This is a genomic window from Duganella callida (assembly GCF_004614165.1).
Lineage (GTDB): Bacteria > Pseudomonadota > Gammaproteobacteria > Burkholderiales > Burkholderiaceae_D > Rugamonas > Rugamonas callida.
On record NZ_SPVG01000267.1, the window covers coordinates 1 to 15,117 of the forward strand.

Sequence of the window (15,117 nt, forward strand, 5' to 3'; positions counted from 1 at the left end):
CGCTGGCGCGCCGCCCGCATCGCATGCCTGATCGACGGCGACGATGCGCATGGCCGGACGGCCGCGCTGCCCGGCGCGCAGATTGGCTTGCCGGCGGCGGGCGCGACGGCGCTCGGCCCAGGCTTGCAGGATGGTGCTGACAAATCGCGGCATACGCTCCTCGCTGATCTTGACTCTGCCTTGCCTTAGCGGGGGGGGCAAGGAAAACCCGCGTGTAACCGCAGTTCGCGCCGCGAAAACCGCGTTTCGTCGCAATCCACGGGCGGCCCGCGGGCGGTTTGCGTACAGTGAGCACATCGGAACTCCACTCACCAGCGAAAGGAAAGCAAAATGAACGTCCTGGAAAACTTCGAAGCCGTATTCGTCGTGGTTGCCGGTCTGGCCTGCGCCGCCACCTACGCCATCGACAACGCCGCCATGTCCCCGGTCGAGCCGAACATGCAGGTCGTCGTCGTCAGCGCCAAGCGCATGACGGCCGAAGAGAAGCTGCAATCGCTGCAGGCGGAACGCGCCATCGCCGTCGCCGATAACGCCAACAAGGCCGCCAGCAAGCTGTAAGCGGGCGTCGCTCGGCGTATCGTCTGTACGTCATCGCACACAGCGTTCTACAGCTTTGTGTCATATGTAAAAAGTTGCATCATTCAACGCAATGCCTTATCCAGCTTGATATAGTTCGTTTCAAGCGCTGACCCCAAAGCGCATCTGGAACAGACGGAGGAACATCATGATCAAGCCAATTTTTGCCAGCGCCGTACTCGCACTGAGCGCAGCAGCATTCGTACCATCCATCGCCTCCGCACAAGTCGGCGTCAGCCTCGTGATCGGCAACGCGCCGCCCGCGCCGCGATTCGAAAGCATGCCCGCGCCGCGCCGCGGCTACGTCTGGGCGCCGGGCTACTGGAACTGGGATGGCCACCGCCACGTATGGCTGGGCGGCCACTGGGAACGTGAACGTGTCGGCAGCAGCTGGCGTCCCGCCGAGTGGGTGCGTGACGGCGGCGGCTGGCGTCTGGTGCCGGCTGGCTGGGTTGTGGTCGACAACGGCCCGCGCGGCGATTACATCACCGTGGCGCCGCCGCCACCACGTTATGAACCGATTCCCGGCCCGCGTCCCGGCTATATCTGGTCGCCTGGCTACTGGGAATGGCGCGGCAACCGCCACATCTGGATCGGCGGGAACTGGATCGCCTCGCGCCCCGGCTACGTGTACACCGAGCCGCGCTGGGTGCAGCGTGAGGGTCACTGGTTCCGCGAAGAGGCACGCTGGGAGCGCGGCCCGAACGGCGACCGCGATCACGATGGCATCCCGAACCGCTACGACCGTCACGACAACCGTGGCGACTACCACGGCGGCCGCGGCGACCGCGATCATGACGGCATCCCCAACCGCTATGACCGCGACCGCGATGGCGACGGTGTCCCCAACCGCTACGACCACCGTCCGGACAATCCGCGTCGCGATTGATGGACCACACCGGGTTTGACACGCTGGCCACGGCCGCCTACAAGGGCGAGCGCGTGGCCGCGCGTCGTCTGGCGGCGCGCATGCAATTGAGCGAGGCCCAGGCACTGCTGCAGGTGCTGACGCTGGCCGCCGGCACGCTGGGCCTGGCCCATCTGCTGGCACAGCGCGAACAGGCGCGCCGGCACGACCAGGAGCGGCGACTGGCGCGACAGGCGATTGCGGCGCACAAGCTGGCGCAGCGCAAGGCCGGCCTGCAGCCGCCGGCGACCGGCTGGCGCGGCTGGTTCGACGGTTCGGCGCATCCCAACCCGGGCCAGATCGGCATCGGCGCCCTGCTCTGCGGCCCCGATGGACAGCGGGTGGAAATCAGTCGCCGCGCGGGACACGGCACCAGCAGCGATGCCGAGTACCTGGCCCTGACGGCGTTGCTGCAAGCAGCGTGCGACCTTGGCGCCACCCCGCTCACCGTCTACGGCGATAGCCAGGTCGTCATCAACGACGTCAATCCGGGCGCGGTGCGCAGCGCCAAAGGACTGGAGCGGCACCGCGCGCGCGTGCTGGATCTGATGCAGGCGCTGGGCGATACGCAACTGCGCTGGCTGCCGCGCCACCGCAATGCCGAAGCCGACCGCCTGTCGCAGCAGGCCATCCAGCGCAGCGACGGCACCGGCGCGGCGCTGGACGGCCCAGCGGATAGCCTGTCCGTTGCCCCGCTCCCAGGCTAGACACTACCGCAGCGCCTTCAACCGCTCCACCGCATGGCCATTTTTGGGGTCCAGTTCCAGCGAACGCAGATAGCTGGCGATGGCGGCCGGCTTGTTGCCGACCGCCTCGTAGCCCTCGGCCAGACTGTCGTGCAGATTGCTGTCTTTCGGGTACAGCGTCACGCCCAGCTTGAAGATTTCCACGCCCGCCGCCTGCCGGCCCGAGCGCAGCAATTCGTAGCCCCAGCCATTCAGGTCGGTGTCGGACAACACGAAGGTGCTGTCGCCCTCGTGCAGCTGCCGGTAGATCTCCACCGCCTGCTCGTACCCGCGCCGCGACAATTCGAGCGCGAAGCCGGCGCGCGTGGCGACCGCGCCGGTAACGGCGGCACGCGGTTCATACAAGGCCATATGGCGCGGCGCACCGTTCTGCGCCGGCGAGCGCTGGATGAAGGCCAGACCGGCGGCATCGTTCTTCAGATAGGCATCGGCAAACGCCAGCATGTAGCGCGCGGTCCAGTAATACGCCTGCTCCACTTCCTGGCGCGTGTAATCGTCAAAATGCGACGGCGGCATGAAGCGCAGCGCGGCGGGCGAAAAGTCCACGTGCACCATCGGCTGCATGACGATCTGGTACAGCTGCATGTACTTCGCCTGGTTCAGCAGGCTAAAGGAAGTGTCGATACCCCGCCGGTTCAGGTCCGAGATGGAGGCCAGCTTGCGCGAGATGTACAGCCACGGAACGGTCAGACGCGAGATGGGCAGCTGTTTGGCCAGGTCCGGCTCGCGCGTGCCATCCAGACTGATGACGGCGGAGATGCGGTTGTCGGCCGCCGCCGCAAACAGATTGGCCAGGCCGCCCCAGCTCCAGCCGGCGGCGGCGATGTGCGCGGTATCGGCAAACGGCAACGTGTGGGCGTAGGACACCAGGAAGCCGATGTCGCGCGCCTGCGTCTCAGCGCCTTCGCGGTCGATGTTCATCAGGTAGCTGCGCGTGCCCATATTGCGGCTGGCGATCACCACGTAACCGTGACTGGCCAGATATTCGCCGATGTCGGCCGCCTCGTGCGCAGGGCTGCCGGCACCGGGCGCGTACACCAGTACCGGGTATTTGCCGGCCAGCGGGACGGCGTCGCGTACCGCCCACATGCGCTGGGCGAAGGCGGCGCGCGCCTGGGTTTCGCCGATGGCGCCGCCGGCCGACTTGAGCTGGGCCGCCATGAAGGCATCCACCTCGGCCTTGGTCCGGCTGTAATTGTCATCCGTCGCCTCGGTACGGATGTAATCGGAATAAGGGATGCGCGCGGCGGTGGCAGTGGCGGCGGCGGGATACCAGACCAGCGTCTGCACCGGGCGCGAACGCTCGCCGGTATAGGGCTGGCCATCCACCACGTCGTTTTTCTCGCGGTAGCTGCGCGAGTAATCGTACTGCTGCACCACGCGGAAGCCGACGCCATGCGGTCCGCGCTCCAGATTGGCGAACCCGGTTTCAGCCCGGACCAGCGACGCCAGCGCCGCCAACACCACCACCAGCAGATATCGCATCCTTGCTCCTGTAACTTACCGAAACGGCAATGTTATAGGAAATACTCAGGCGCTGCGAGCGATTTGTAGATGCTTGCGTTGGGCCTGTTTGTGGGTCAGCCGCACCAGATCGTCGACCTTGAACACGGCCACCGCCTGCGCCAGCGCGGCGGCCTGCTGCTGCATCGATTCGGCGGCGGCGGCGGCCTGTTCGACCAGCGCCGCGTTCTGCTGCGTCACCGCGTCCATCGCGCCGATGGCCTGATTGACTTCATTGATGCCGGCGCTCTGCTCCGAGCTGGCGGCGGTGATCTCGCTGATCATGTCGCTGACGCGGTGCACGCTGGCGACGATTTCGTCCATCGTGCTGCCGGCGTCGGCCACCAGCTTGCTGCCCAGGTTGACCTTCTCGACCGAATCGCCGATCAGCGACTTGATCTCCTTGGCCGCCGCGGCCGAACGCTGCGCCAGATTGCGCACCTCGGTGGCAACCACCGCGAAGCCGCGCCCCTGCTCGCCGGCGCGCGCCGCCTCCACTGCCGCATTCAGCGCCAGGATATTGGTCTGGAAGGCGATACCGTCGATCACCGCGATGATGTCGACGATCTTGCTGGACGACTGGTTGATCGAATCCATGGTGCCCACCACCTGCGCCACCACTTCACCGCCCTTGACCGCCACCTGCGCGGCCGATGCCGCCAGCTGGTTGGCCTGGCGCGCATTGTCGGCGTTGTGGCGCACGGTGGAGGTCAGCTCCTCCATCGAGGACGCCGTCTCCTCCAGCGCGCCGGCCTGCTGCTCGGTGCGGCGCGACAGATCCTGGTTGCCCTGGGCGATTTCGCTGGACGAGGTGGTGATGTGATCGGTCCCCTGGCGCACCTCGGTGACGATGCCCAGCAGGCTGGAATTCATCTCCTTCAGCGCCGACAGCAGCTGGCCGGTTTCATCGCGGGCGCTGTCGTCGATGTGCGCGGTCAGGTCGCCGCTGGCGACGCGACGTGCCACCGCCACCGCTTCCTGCAGCGGACGGATGATGCCGGTGGTGAGCAGCCAGGCGCAGGTCGCGCCGAACGCCAGCACCAGCGCGGCCAGCACGAACAGCAACCGGCGGCTGCTGGTGGCGATGTCCTCGATATGCTGCGCGGCGGCGTCGATTTTCGCCCGCTGCATTTTCAGCAGTTCGACGATCAGTTCCTGGTATTTGGCGGTGCCCGGGCGGAACACGGTGTCGAAAACCTTGTTGGCCTCTTCCAGCTCGCCGGCCGCCTTCAGCTTGGCGATCTGGTCGCGCGAGGACAGATACACCTTGCGCTGCTCGCCGATGCGGCCGAACAGTTCCTTCTCGTCGGCGTCGGAGATCAGCGTCTCGATATTCTTCTGCAGCTCCGACGACGCCGCCGACGACGCCTTGGATTCCTCGGCAAAATAGGCGCTCAGCGACGGATCGCTGCTGCGCGCAATCGCGGTGGTGCGGCGGATGCCGCTGTCGATCTTGCCGGACCAGTCGGAGATCATGCGCTCCTTGGCCAGCGGCTTTTGCATCATCTCGCTGGTGGCGGTGGCCACGCCCTGCAGGCGCCACACGCTGATGCCGGTGATTACCATGGCGAACGCCAGGATCACCGTGAAGCCCAGCGCCAGCCGTTTGCCGATGCCGATATTCGCCAACATATTCATCTTCTACCCCACCTCTCTTAAGAGCAAAGCAAAAACAAACAACAACGACATCGGCGGCGGACCACGGCCCGGCGCGATGGGGACAAATTACGCGGCCAGCGCGGTGGTCTCGATCAGGCCCATATCGGCGCTGGTCATCAGCTTGTCGATATCGACCAGAATCAGCATGCGCTCATCCACGGTGCCGAGGCCGACGATGTGGTCGGTGTTCATGGCCGAGCCGATTTCCGGCGCCGGCTTGATCTGCTCGTGGGTCAGCGTGGTGACGTCGGACACGCGGTCCACCACCATGCCCACCACGCGGTGGCCGATGTTGAGGATGATGACCACGGTGAACTGGTCGTAGGTCGGCGTGCCCAGATTGAACTTGATGCGCATGTCGACGATCGGCACGATGATGCCGCGCAGGTTGATCACGCCCTTGACGAATTCCGGCGCATTGGCGATGCGGGTCGGGGTTTCGTAGCTGCGGATTTCGCTGACTTTCTGGATATCGATACCGTATTCTTCCTGGCCGAGGGTGAAGGCAAGGAATTCACCGGCGATGGTCGAGCCGGTCTGCAATTCGCTAACGTTGGACATAGGATTACCTCATTACTAAATTGATTAATCGAATGTTACCTCAAGTCAACGTGTCGTGCAGCAATTAAATGCAGTGCGGCAATAAATAGTTTTATTACAATATCCAGTTTACACATTCGATCATGTTTTTTAGCGTGCACAAGCCCGGCCCGGACCTGTATCATTAACCAAAAGTCTTCAAGGAAAACAATGAACAGCTTGCTCAATAGCTGGCATCCGCGGCTGGTCGCGCTGGCCGCCGCTGCCACAGGGGGAGACGGAGCACATGACACCAACCACCTGCACCGCGTGTGGCGCAACGCCACCCTGCTGCTGGACGATCATCCGGAAGCCGACGCCCTGATCGTGCTGGCCGGCTGCTACCTGCACGACCTGGTCAACCTGCCCAAGAACGATCCCGAGCGCCACCTGGCCTCGCGCAAGGCGGCGCTGCTGGCCAGCCGCCAGCTGGCGGAACTGGACTTCCCGCCCAACAAGCTGGCGGCGGTGGCGCATGCGATCGAAAGCCACAGCTTTTCGGCCGGGATCCGCGCCGAAACCATCGAAGCGAAGATCGTGCAGGACGCCGACCGTCTCGACGCCCTGGGCGCGGTCGGCCTGGCACGCCTGTTCTACACGGCCGGGCGCATGGGCGCGGGCCTGGCGCACGCCGACGATCCGATGGCGCTGCACCGCGACCTCGACGACAAGGCGTACGCGCTCGACCATATCGACGTCAAGCTGGCCACCCTGCCCGCCAAGATGCAGACCGCCGCCGGCCGCCGCATGGCGGAAAGCCGCCTGAACGAACTGATCGCCTTCCGCGATAACTTTATCGCCGAATGGGCCGCCAGCCCGGCCGCGCCATAACCACGTACGTCCATGAGCACACCTGAATCCGCGGCGCCGCAGGGCGCTGCCGCCGCTGCCGTTCCCGGCAACCTGAATTTCGTCCTGATCTGCGTGTTCATCGACATGCTGGGCATCGGCCTGATCGTGCCGGTGCTGCCGGCGCTGGTCGGCGAATTCACCGGCTCGCGCGACAACCAGGCGTACTGGTACGGCATCATGAGCGCCGTATTCGGCCTGATGCAGTTCCTGTTCATGCCCATGCTGGGCGCCATCAGCGACCGCGTCGGCCGCCGGCCGGTGCTGCTGTATTCGATGGCCGGCATGAGCATCAACTTCCTCACCACCGCCTGGGCGCCCAACCTGGCCTGCCTGTTCATCGGCCGCGTGATCGGCGGCATGTCGTCGGCCAGCATGTCGGTGGCGTCGGCCTATGCGTCCGATATTTCGACGCCCGACAACCGCGCCAGGAGCTTCGGCAAGGTCGGCGCGGCGTTCGGTCTGGGCTTCATCTGCGGGCCGATGCTGGGCGGCCTGCTGGGCGGGGTCGATCTGCATCTGCCGTTTTATGTGGCGGGCGCGCTGTCGGCCGCCAATTTCGTCTACGGTTATTTCGTCGTGCCGGAATCGCTGCCGGCGTCGCGCCGTGCGCCGTTCAATTATGCGCGCATCAATCCGCTCACGGCCCTGGTCAGGCTGGCGCAGCGCCAGGACATCCGCGGCCTGATCGTCACCTTCACGCTGGCCACGCTGGCGCAGATGATGTTGCAAACCACCTGGGTGCTGTACACCACTTTCCGCTTCAACTGGACGCCGGGACAAAACGGCGCGGCGCTGTTCTGCGTCGGCGTGTCGGCGGCGGTGGTGCAGGCCGGACTACTGGGCCTGCTGATCAAGCGCTTCGGCGAGGTGCGGCTGGCGCAGCTGGGGCTGGTGTCCGGCGCCGCCACCTATCTGCTGTACGGACTGGCGACCCAGGGCTGGATGATGTATGCGCTCATCCTGTGCAATGTGCTGTCGTTTACCGTCAACCCTGCGCTGCAAGGCATCATTTCCAGGCAGACGCCGCCGGAAGAACAGGGTGAACTGATGGGCTCGCTTCAATCGATCGGCAGCATCGGCGTGATCGTGATGCCGCTGCTGGGCTCCTTCATCTTGGGCAAGGTCAGCCATCTGGCAGCCGGCGACTGGCGCGTGGGCGGCACCTTTTTCGTGTCGGCGGCCATGGAAGTGCTGGCGATCGTGGTGGCCAACCGCTATTTCAGCCGTCACGCGGAAGCGCGCGCATGATGCGGCCGCGCTTGTTTGCGGCGCTGGGCTGGTACCTGGCGGCCGGCACCGTCGTTGCCGCCGGCTGCACGCGCGAGATCACGGCGCCGGTGTCGGTCAGCGGCGCCAGCGTGATCGTCGAAGACGGCAATGTGCACGGCGTTTATCCCGACCTGCTGCGCGCGCTCGCGCCGCGCACCGGCTGCCGTTTCGCGTTCCCGGTGGTGCCGCGGGCGCGCCAGGTGGCGCTGTTCGAAAGCGGCATGGCCGATCTGCTGATGCCGGCCACGCGCACCGTGAGCCGCGACATGATGGGCACCTTCGTCCCCATGATACGGCACCGGGCCATGCTGATTTCGGTGGACCGGGGCGGCGCGCCGATCACCAGCGCGCGCCAGCTGCTGGCGCGGCGCGAATTGCGGGTGGCGGTGGTGCGCGGCTTCGACTATGGCTTCGAGTATGCCGCCATGGTGGACGAACTGCGGCGGCAGGGCCGATTGTTCCGCGAGGTGGATGTGGTGGGCGTGGCGCGCCTGCTGCACGCGGGCTCGGCCGACGTCACCATCATGGGGCCGACGCTGATGGCGGCGGCGATACGGCGCGATGCGCGCGTGCAGGGCTTGCAGGACAAGCTGAAGTTCCAGCCGATTCCGGAGCTGCCGTGGCAGCAGAGCGGCGCCTACATCTCGCACGCGCTGAAGGCCGAGGACCAGGCGCTGCTGCGCGAGGCGCTGGAAAAGCTGGGGAGCTCGAATCAGGTGCTGGAAGGCTACCAGCATTACTTCCGCGCCGACATGCTGAGCGACAGCGTGCGGGCGCGGTGACCAGCACCTTGACAGACCGGCCACGACCTGCAACCATACGGCATGATTGTTAACGCCCCACTTCACGCCTGCACGTATTGGCGCCGCTCCTAGCGAGCGCGGCCACTGTCTACCCATAGTGATGTGATATTTTTATCAACGCCGCCCTCGTCTGGTGGCGTTTTTGCATCTGACGCGCCGGACCGGGGCAACGTAAAGGAACCCTGATGAGTCAGCAAGAAACCACCGCTCCGCAACGCCCTGCCGGTCCGCAAATCATCCTGACCGGCGACCGTCCGACCGGCCCGCTGCACCTCGGCCACTACGTCGGCAGCCTGCGCAACCGCGTGGCATATCAGCACGAATATAAACAGTTCATCATGCTGGCCGACTCGCAGGCGCTGACCGACAACATGGACGACACCAACAAGGTGCACCGCAATGTGGTGGAAGTGGCGCTCGACTACCTGGCCTGCGGCATCGACCCGGCCAAGTCGACCATCCTGATCCAGTCGCAGATTCCGGAACTGGCCGAACTGACGTTCTACTACCTGAACCTGGTGACCGTGGCGCGCCTGGAGCGCAACCCGACCGTCAAGCAGGAAATCGTGCTGCGCGGCTTCGAGCGCGACATCCCGGCCGGCTTCCTGACCTACCCGGCCTCGCAGGCGGCCGACATTTCGGCCTTCAAGGCATCGGTGGTGCCGGTCGGCGAAGACCAGATCCCGATGATCGAGCAGACCAACGAGATCGTGCGCAAGTTCAACCGCCTGGCCAACAAGGACATCCTGGTCGAGTGCAAGGCCGTGGTGCCGGAAGTGGGCCGCCTGCCTGGCATCGACGGCAAGGCCAAGATGTCCAAGTCGCTGGGCAATGTGATCAACCTGGGCGCCACCGCCGACGAAATCAAGGCCGCCGTCAAGATGGTCTACACCGACCCGCTGCACCTGAAAGTGTCCGATCCGGGCCACCTGGAAGGCAACGTCGCTTTCATCTACCTCGACGCCTTCGATACCGAGAAAGCCGCCCTGCAGGAAATGAAGGATCACTACGTGCGCGGTGGCCTGGGCGACAGCGTGGTCAAAAAACGCCTCGAAGTGGTACTGCAGGACATGCTGGCGCCGATCCGCGCGCGCCGCGAGGAACTGGCCAAGGACAAGGGCTACATCATGCAGGTGCTGAAGGAAGGCACCATGCGCGCGCGCGAGGTGGCGGCCAAAACCACCGATGAAGTCAAGGCCGCCCTGGGCCTGAGCTACTTCTGATGCAGGCCGCGATGGCGGCGGCGACCGTCTACGGTGTCGCCAGCCTGCTATGCTTCGCCGCCTATGCGCTCGACAAGTCCGCCGCCCGGCGCGGCGCGCGCCGCACGCCGGAGCGCAGCCTGCTGCTGCTGGGCCTGGTCGGCGGCTGGCCGGGCGGGCTGCTGGCGCAGCGCTGGCTGCGCCATAAATCGGTCAAGCCGAGTTTTCAGCTGAAGTTCTGGCTGACCGTGCTGCTCAACCTGGCGGCGGCCGCGCTGTTGGCCGCTACAGTCCTGACGGATACGTTTCAGGAAACTCATCCGCCTGCCACAACGGCGACGCCTCCAGCGGTTTGATGGCGCTGCCGCGGTCGACGTGGATGATGGCGTCGAACTGGCGCGCCACGTAACTGTGGAAATAATGGCTGAGCCGTTCGGTCTCCGGCCGGTAAATCACGCCGATCGCGCGCTCCAGCAGCGGCGAGGCCATGGCCAGGGCGCTTTTCACCGCCGGCCGTGCGCGGATCGGCAGCACGAAGCGGGCCATCTGCGCCGGATCGTCCTCGCTCAGCCGGTGCAGCAGGGCTTCCACGCTGCCCGCCAGTGAGGGCCGCACCTGCTTCAGCTGCGCCGGGCCGTCCCAGTCGCTGGCGGCGGTCACCGTGCCGGCATGGGTGCTGAAACCGAGCAGATAAGTGGTGTCGTCACCGTGACGCTCGCGCATCAGCTGGCCCAGGTTGAGCTGGCCGCCGCGGCCCATCTCGGTGGCGCGCGCGTCGCCCAGGTGCGAATTGTGGGCCCAGACGATCAGCTTGGCCGGACCATTCTTGCGTCCGCCCAGATGGCTGCGCAGCGCGTCCAGCGTGTCGGCCATGTGCATGTCGCGGATATTCCACGATTCGTCGCGGCTGCCGAACATGACGCGGTAATAGCTTTCCGCATTCTGCGCCACGCGCGCGTTCTGCTCGGCGTAAAACAGTTCGTCGGGCACGGCGCCGCCGGCCACGCCCATGTGGCGCCGGACTTCGGCGCTCAGTTCTTCCAGCTGGTGCACCACCTGCTCCTGGCAATCGGCGCGCAGGCCGAAGGTGGTGGCGTAACCGTAGTGCTGCGGGTCCATGGCGATGTGGTCGATGCAGCTGTAGCGTTCGCGCGCGCGGCTGGCCGCCTCGGGATCGGCCTGGTCCAGGTACTGCACCACCGCCTGCATCGATTTGTGCAGGCTGTACAGGTCGATGCCGTAAAAGCCGATGCGGCGGCCGGCGTCGTGCACGTGCTGGTTGTGCAGGCGCATCCAGTCGAGCAGCTCGACCACCTCATCGTTGCGCCACATCCATTGCGGGAAGCGCTGAAAGCCGGACAGCGCCTGTTCGGCACTGCGGTCGCCGCCGGTCAGCTGGACGTAGCGGCTGACCTGCAAGGCGTCGGGCCAGTCGGCCTCGACCGCGATGGCGTCGAAGCCGCGCTCGACGATCAGGCGCTTGCTGAGCGCCGCGCGCAGCTGGTAAAACTCGCGCGTGCCGTGGCTGGCTTCGCCCATCAGCACCAGCGTGGCCTCGCCGACATGATCGAGCACGGCATCGAGGTCGTCCTCGCTGCGCAACGGCAGCGCCTGCTCGCGCAGGGCGGCTGGAATGGTCTGGTCGGACATGGCGGCATCCCCCATAGGACGTGCAGATATGCGACACTCTATGGTTTGTTTGATTTTTGTGCTCTGGAAAGGTGCGGCATGTGGAATGGAGTGATGTGCGGTCTGCTGGCCGGAGCAATGTGGGGCATGGTATTCATCGCGCCGGTATTGCTGAGCGCGTTCACGCCGCTGGAGCTGGCGTGCGGCCGCTACATCGCTTACGGTCTGATTGCCGCCGCCGTGATGGGGCGGCGTCTGCCGCCGCTGCTGCGCCGGCTGGACCGCGACGATGTGATCGCCATGATCAAGCATGCGCTGTCCGGCAACATCGTGTATTACATGCTGCTGGCCCTGGGCGTCAAGCTGGCTGGCGTTGCCGCCACGTCGTTGATCATCGGCGTGCTGCCGATTTCGGTCACGCTGGTCGGCCACAAGGACCAGGACTCGGTGCCGCTGCGCCGGCTGGTATGGCCGCTGCTGCTGGTGGCGGCCGGCATCGCCTGCATCAATATCGACGTGTTCAGCCATGACGCCGGCAACGGCATGCCGGCCAATCTGAAGCTGCTGGGCGTGCTGTGCGCGGCCGGCGCGCTGGGCTGCTGGACCTGGTACTCGGTCGACAACGCGCGCTATCTGAAGCGCAATCCGCATTTCAGCAGCGGCGAGTGGTCGGCGCTGTACGGCGTGTCCAGCGGTCTGATCGCGCTAATGGTGGCGCTGCTGGCACTGGCCGTGTTCCATGCCGAGGTGCTGGGCGCCGGCGCTGTGCTCAGCGGCCGCGACTGGATGGTGTTCTGCTGCGTCAATGCGGTGCTGGCATTGTGCGCGTCGGCCATCGGCAACCACTTGTGGAATGTGGCCAGCCGCAAGGTGCCGCTGACCTTGTCAGGCCAGCTGATTTTGTTCGAGACCCTGTTCGCGCTGCTGTACGGCTTCCTCTACAAGCAGCAGTGGCCGCGCCCGCTGGAAGCAGCCGCCATCGTGCTGCTGATCGCCGGGGTGATGTGGTCGGTGCGCGTGCACGCGCTGGACGATGCCGGCGACGCCCACGCCGGCTGAGCTGGCGTGCTAGTCCAGCAGACCGTGCTCGGTCAACACATCCTGCACCAGTTCCAGCCGCAGCACCGGATTTTCCTGCAACAGCAGGCGCTGTTTTTCCTCCAGGTCCAGCCGCAGCAACTCGCACCAGCGGTTGGCCACCCAGCCGGCCTCGTCCAGCCGGTACGGCGGCGCCAGCGGCATGTTGGCCAGCGAGATCTGCTTTTGCTGCATCGAGCGGATCAGCGCGCCCAGCGCGTTGGCCACGTCCTGCTGCTCGGCCGGGATGGGCACCACCATGTCTTCCGCCACCTCGTCGACCTCGGCCATCCACAGGCCGTGCCGCAGCTGCTCGGCCGTTTTGATCTGGAAGCGCGTGGTGCCGATGCAGGCGATCTGCATCAGCCCCGGCATCGGCGCGCTCCACTCCAGGATGCGCGCCATGGTGCCGCAGGCCGACAGGGTTTCGTGCTGGTCCGGCAGGCGCACCTCGCTGCCGTCCAGCAGCGAGACCACGCCGAATTCCTCGCCCTTGGCGATGCAGCGCTTGATCAGGTCGAGGTAACGCACTTCGAACACCTGCAACGGCAAGTGTCCGTCAGGAAACAAGATGGTCTTCAGCGGGAACAGGGGGATGGATGGCATGACGCAATCATCGCACGAAATGCCTCACCCCGCCTCATGGGCGGTGGAAAATCGTGCCGCCCTTCATCACCAGTTTGACCTGACGCAGCGCGCCGATATCCTGGGTAGGGTCGCCCTGCACCGCCACCACGTCGGCCCAGTAGCCTTCACGGATCTGACCCAGTGCGCTGCCCTGCTGCAGCACCGCCGCGTTGACCACCGTGGCCGCGCGCAGCGCCTCCACTGGCGTCATGCCCAGACGCACCAGCCATTCCAGCTCGCGCGCGTTGTCGCCATGGGCGAACACACCGACATCGCTGCCGTTGCCGATCGTGACGCCGAGCTTGCGCGCCAGCTGGAAAGCGCGCGCCGCCGCCTGCATGGATGGCGTCGGCGCTCCGCCACGCTGGTATTTCTGAAAGTATTCGCTGGTGGCCTCGGGGGCGGTGAGCGTCGGGAAATACACCACGTGCTTCTCGGCCATCAGCTTGAAGGTGGCCTCGCTGCCGCCATAGCCGTGTTCGATGGTGTCGACGCCGGCCAGGGTGGCGCGGCGCATGCCTTCGTCGGTGCTGGCGTGGGCCGCGACCTTGCGGCCCGATTCATGCGCGGTCTGCACCAGCGCGTTCAGCTCGGCCTGGGTAAAGGTGGCGCGCGAGCTGCCATCGACGCCGGTGCGGTAATCGGCATACACCTTGATCCAGTCGGCGCCGCGCGCGCCCTGTTCGCGCACCGCGCGCACCACCTCGTCGATGCCGGTGACCTCCTGTGCGCCCCTGGGCAGGTCGACGTCATCGCGGTAGCTGCGCGGCGATGGTCCATAACTGCCGCTGGCAACGATCGCGCGGGTGGCGATGAACAGGCGCGGGCCGGGAATCACCCCATCGTTGATGGCTTTTTTGATGGCCACGTCGGCATACAGCGCGCCTTCGGTGCCCAGATCGCGCAGCGTGGTGAATCCGGCTTGTAATGTGGCGGCCGCGTGCCTGGCCGCCAGCAGCGTGCGGTATTCCACCGATTCCTTCAGGACCTGGTCGTCCCACGAGGTCTCGTTATAAGGATGGAGCAGTACGTGCGAGTGCAAATCCATTAAACCCGGGATCAGGGTCGCATCGGGCAGATCGATGCGTTCCGCGCCTGCCGGGATATTCAGTTTATCGGCCGGTCCGACCGCGGCGATCTTGCCGCCGCTGATAAGCACGGCCCAATTCGCATGGGCCTGGCCTTCGCCGGTCCACACCCGCGCCGGGCTTAACAAAGTATCGGCCGCTGCCGACGCCGACGAGTATATGCCGATTAATGCAGAGAATAAGACTGCAAGCCGCTTTAGCTTCATGATGGCATCCAGAAAAGAAAAAGCCGGCGCCGGGTTTATAGCCATATAAACCCGGTACACCGGCTTGCGGGAAACAAGAGAATTACTTAATCAGATAATCGTCCTTGTTCTTCCCTTCCAGCCATTTCGGCGCCCGGCCGCGGCCAGTCCAGGTCTGGCCGCTGGCGTCGTCGCGGTATTTGGTCGGTACCGGCGCGCGCGGCTTGGAAGTCTTGACCTTGGCGGTGACAGTGCCCAGGTCGGCGATAGTCAGGCCGTAATCGCGCATGATGGCGGCGATTTTTTCTTTGGCCTCGGTGATTTCATTTTTCCGGGCGTTTTCCGCCAGGTTTTCCAGTTCAGCGATCTTCGCTTTGTATTCCTGGTAAGTCGTCATCGTATTTCCTTATCGATG

16 protein-coding genes and 1 pseudogene are annotated in these 15,117 nt (G+C 65.4%); 10 read left to right on the top strand and 7 right to left on the bottom strand.

The annotated features are described in order from the left end of the window. Window positions 1-330 precede the first annotated feature (330 nt). From E4L98_RS28155 to E4L98_RS28165, 4 genes and pseudogenes are all read left to right on the top strand, one after another. Window positions 331-558, top strand: a complete 228-nt coding sequence (locus E4L98_RS28155; protein WP_135204851.1) for a hypothetical protein — start codon at window positions 331-333, stop codon at window positions 556-558. Between the two features lie 298 nt (window positions 559-856). Next, window positions 857-934 (top strand): annotated as a pseudogene (locus E4L98_RS31355) (YXWGXW repeat-containing protein); the annotation flags it as partial. Between the two features lie 75 nt (window positions 935-1,009). Beyond that, complete coding sequence (locus E4L98_RS31360; RefSeq protein WP_371857297.1) at window positions 1,010-1,465, top strand: hypothetical protein; 456 nt, start codon at window positions 1,010-1,012, stop codon at window positions 1,463-1,465. After that, window positions 1,465-2,190 (top strand): ribonuclease HI family protein, encoded by a 726-nt coding sequence (locus E4L98_RS28165; protein WP_135204887.1) that lies wholly within the window; start codon window positions 1,465-1,467, stop codon window positions 2,188-2,190. The genes E4L98_RS31360 and E4L98_RS28165 overlap by 1 nt, the downstream gene beginning before the upstream one ends. 3 nt (window positions 2,191-2,193) lie before the next feature. Here the strand turns inward: E4L98_RS28165 and E4L98_RS28170 are convergent, their stop codons facing one another. The 3 genes from E4L98_RS28170 to E4L98_RS28180 all read right to left on the bottom strand — a co-directional run bounded on the left by E4L98_RS28170 (window position 2,194) and on the right by E4L98_RS28180 (window position 5,952). Continuing rightward, window positions 2,194-3,714, bottom strand: a complete 1,521-nt coding sequence (locus tag E4L98_RS28170; protein ID WP_135204853.1) for a prolyl oligopeptidase family serine peptidase — start codon at window positions 3,712-3,714, stop codon at window positions 2,194-2,196. 45 nt (window positions 3,715-3,759) lie between these two features. Beyond that, window positions 3,760-5,370, bottom strand: a complete 1,611-nt coding sequence (locus tag E4L98_RS28175) for a methyl-accepting chemotaxis protein (RefSeq protein ID WP_135204854.1) — start codon at window positions 5,368-5,370, stop codon at window positions 3,760-3,762. An 87-nt stretch (window positions 5,371-5,457) separates the two neighbouring features. Then, on the bottom strand, window positions 5,458-5,952 hold the full coding sequence (locus tag E4L98_RS28180; protein WP_135204855.1) for a chemotaxis protein CheW: 495 nt from the start codon (window positions 5,950-5,952) through the stop codon (window positions 5,458-5,460). Window positions 5,953-6,141: 189 nt separating this feature from the next. Here E4L98_RS28180 and E4L98_RS28185 point away from each other — a divergent pair, with 189 nt between their 5' ends. From E4L98_RS28185 to E4L98_RS28205, 5 genes are all read left to right on the top strand, one after another. Then, entirely contained in the window at window positions 6,142-6,801 is a 660-nt protein-coding gene (locus E4L98_RS28185; protein WP_135204856.1) for an HD domain-containing protein, read from the top strand. 12 nt (window positions 6,802-6,813) lie between these two features. Then, window positions 6,814-8,070 (top strand): MFS transporter, encoded by a 1,257-nt coding sequence (locus tag E4L98_RS28190; RefSeq protein WP_135204857.1) that lies wholly within the window; start codon window positions 6,814-6,816, stop codon window positions 8,068-8,070. Continuing rightward, entirely contained in the window at window positions 8,067-8,873 is an 807-nt protein-coding gene (locus E4L98_RS28195) for a substrate-binding periplasmic protein (RefSeq protein ID WP_229257613.1), read from the top strand. Before E4L98_RS28190 ends, E4L98_RS28195 begins: the two co-directional genes overlap by 4 nt. Before the next feature lie 206 nt (window positions 8,874-9,079). Beyond that, complete coding sequence (trpS, locus tag E4L98_RS28200) at window positions 9,080-10,117, top strand: tryptophan--tRNA ligase (protein WP_135204858.1); 1,038 nt, start codon at window positions 9,080-9,082, stop codon at window positions 10,115-10,117. Continuing rightward, window positions 10,117-10,452 carry a DUF1294 domain-containing protein gene (locus tag E4L98_RS28205; RefSeq protein ID WP_135204859.1) on the top strand — a complete coding sequence of 112 codons (336 nt, stop codon included), beginning with the start codon at window positions 10,117-10,119 and terminating at the stop codon, window positions 10,450-10,452. The genes trpS and E4L98_RS28205 overlap by 1 nt, the downstream gene beginning before the upstream one ends. Here the strand turns inward: E4L98_RS28205 and E4L98_RS28210 are convergent. Beyond that, window positions 10,382-11,746, bottom strand: coding sequence for an erythromycin esterase family protein (locus E4L98_RS28210; RefSeq protein ID WP_135204860.1), 1,365 nt, complete (start codon window positions 11,744-11,746; stop codon window positions 10,382-10,384). The two genes, E4L98_RS28205 and E4L98_RS28210, sit on opposite strands and share 71 nt — an antisense overlap. Before the next feature lie 78 nt (window positions 11,747-11,824). Here E4L98_RS28210 and E4L98_RS28215 point away from each other — a divergent pair, with 78 nt between their 5' ends. Next, window positions 11,825-12,784, top strand: coding sequence for a DMT family transporter (locus E4L98_RS28215; protein ID WP_135204861.1), 960 nt, complete (start codon window positions 11,825-11,827; stop codon window positions 12,782-12,784). 9 nt (window positions 12,785-12,793) lie between these two features. Here the strand turns inward: E4L98_RS28215 and E4L98_RS28220 are convergent, their stop codons facing one another. The 3 genes from E4L98_RS28220 to E4L98_RS28230 all read right to left on the bottom strand — a co-directional run bounded on the left by E4L98_RS28220 (window position 12,794) and on the right by E4L98_RS28230 (window position 15,099). Next, window positions 12,794-13,408 (bottom strand): LON peptidase substrate-binding domain-containing protein, encoded by a 615-nt coding sequence (locus tag E4L98_RS28220; RefSeq protein WP_135204862.1) that lies wholly within the window; start codon window positions 13,406-13,408, stop codon window positions 12,794-12,796. Window positions 13,409-13,442: 34 nt separating this feature from the next. Further along, window positions 13,443-14,588 (bottom strand): metal-dependent hydrolase family protein, encoded by a 1,146-nt coding sequence (locus tag E4L98_RS28225; protein WP_229257614.1) that lies wholly within the window; start codon window positions 14,586-14,588, stop codon window positions 13,443-13,445. Between the two features lie 217 nt (window positions 14,589-14,805). Next, entirely contained in the window at window positions 14,806-15,099 is a 294-nt protein-coding gene (locus E4L98_RS28230) for an H-NS histone family protein (protein ID WP_135204864.1), read from the bottom strand. Window positions 15,100-15,117 lie beyond the last annotated feature (18 nt).

Coding starts and splice junctions, on each gene's coding strand:
- E4L98_RS28155 (WP_135204851.1), top strand. CDS start 331: ATGAACGTCCTGGAAAACTTCGAAGCCGTATTCGTCGTGGTTGCCGGT.
- E4L98_RS28165 (WP_135204887.1), top strand. CDS start 1,465: ATGGACCACACCGGGTTTGACACGCTGGCCACGGCCGCCTACAAGGGC.
- E4L98_RS28170 (WP_135204853.1), bottom strand. CDS start 3,714: ATGCGATATCTGCTGGTGGTGGTGTTGGCGGCGCTGGCGTCGCTGGTC.
- E4L98_RS28175 (WP_135204854.1), bottom strand. CDS start 5,370: ATGAATATGTTGGCGAATATCGGCATCGGCAAACGGCTGGCGCTGGGC.
- E4L98_RS28180 (WP_135204855.1), bottom strand. CDS start 5,952: ATGTCCAACGTTAGCGAATTGCAGACCGGCTCGACCATCGCCGGTGAA.
- E4L98_RS28185 (WP_135204856.1), top strand. CDS start 6,142: ATGAACAGCTTGCTCAATAGCTGGCATCCGCGGCTGGTCGCGCTGGCC.
- E4L98_RS28190 (WP_135204857.1), top strand. CDS start 6,814: ATGAGCACACCTGAATCCGCGGCGCCGCAGGGCGCTGCCGCCGCTGCC.
- E4L98_RS28195 (WP_229257613.1), top strand. CDS start 8,067: ATGATGCGGCCGCGCTTGTTTGCGGCGCTGGGCTGGTACCTGGCGGCC.
- trpS (WP_135204858.1), top strand. CDS start 9,080: ATGAGTCAGCAAGAAACCACCGCTCCGCAACGCCCTGCCGGTCCGCAA.
- E4L98_RS28205 (WP_135204859.1), top strand. CDS start 10,117: ATGCAGGCCGCGATGGCGGCGGCGACCGTCTACGGTGTCGCCAGCCTG.
- E4L98_RS28210 (WP_135204860.1), bottom strand. CDS start 11,746: ATGTCCGACCAGACCATTCCAGCCGCCCTGCGCGAGCAGGCGCTGCCG.
- E4L98_RS28215 (WP_135204861.1), top strand. CDS start 11,825: ATGTGGAATGGAGTGATGTGCGGTCTGCTGGCCGGAGCAATGTGGGGC.
- E4L98_RS28220 (WP_135204862.1), bottom strand. CDS start 13,408: ATGCCATCCATCCCCCTGTTCCCGCTGAAGACCATCTTGTTTCCTGAC.
- E4L98_RS28230 (WP_135204864.1), bottom strand. CDS start 15,099: ATGACGACTTACCAGGAATACAAAGCGAAGATCGCTGAACTGGAAAAC.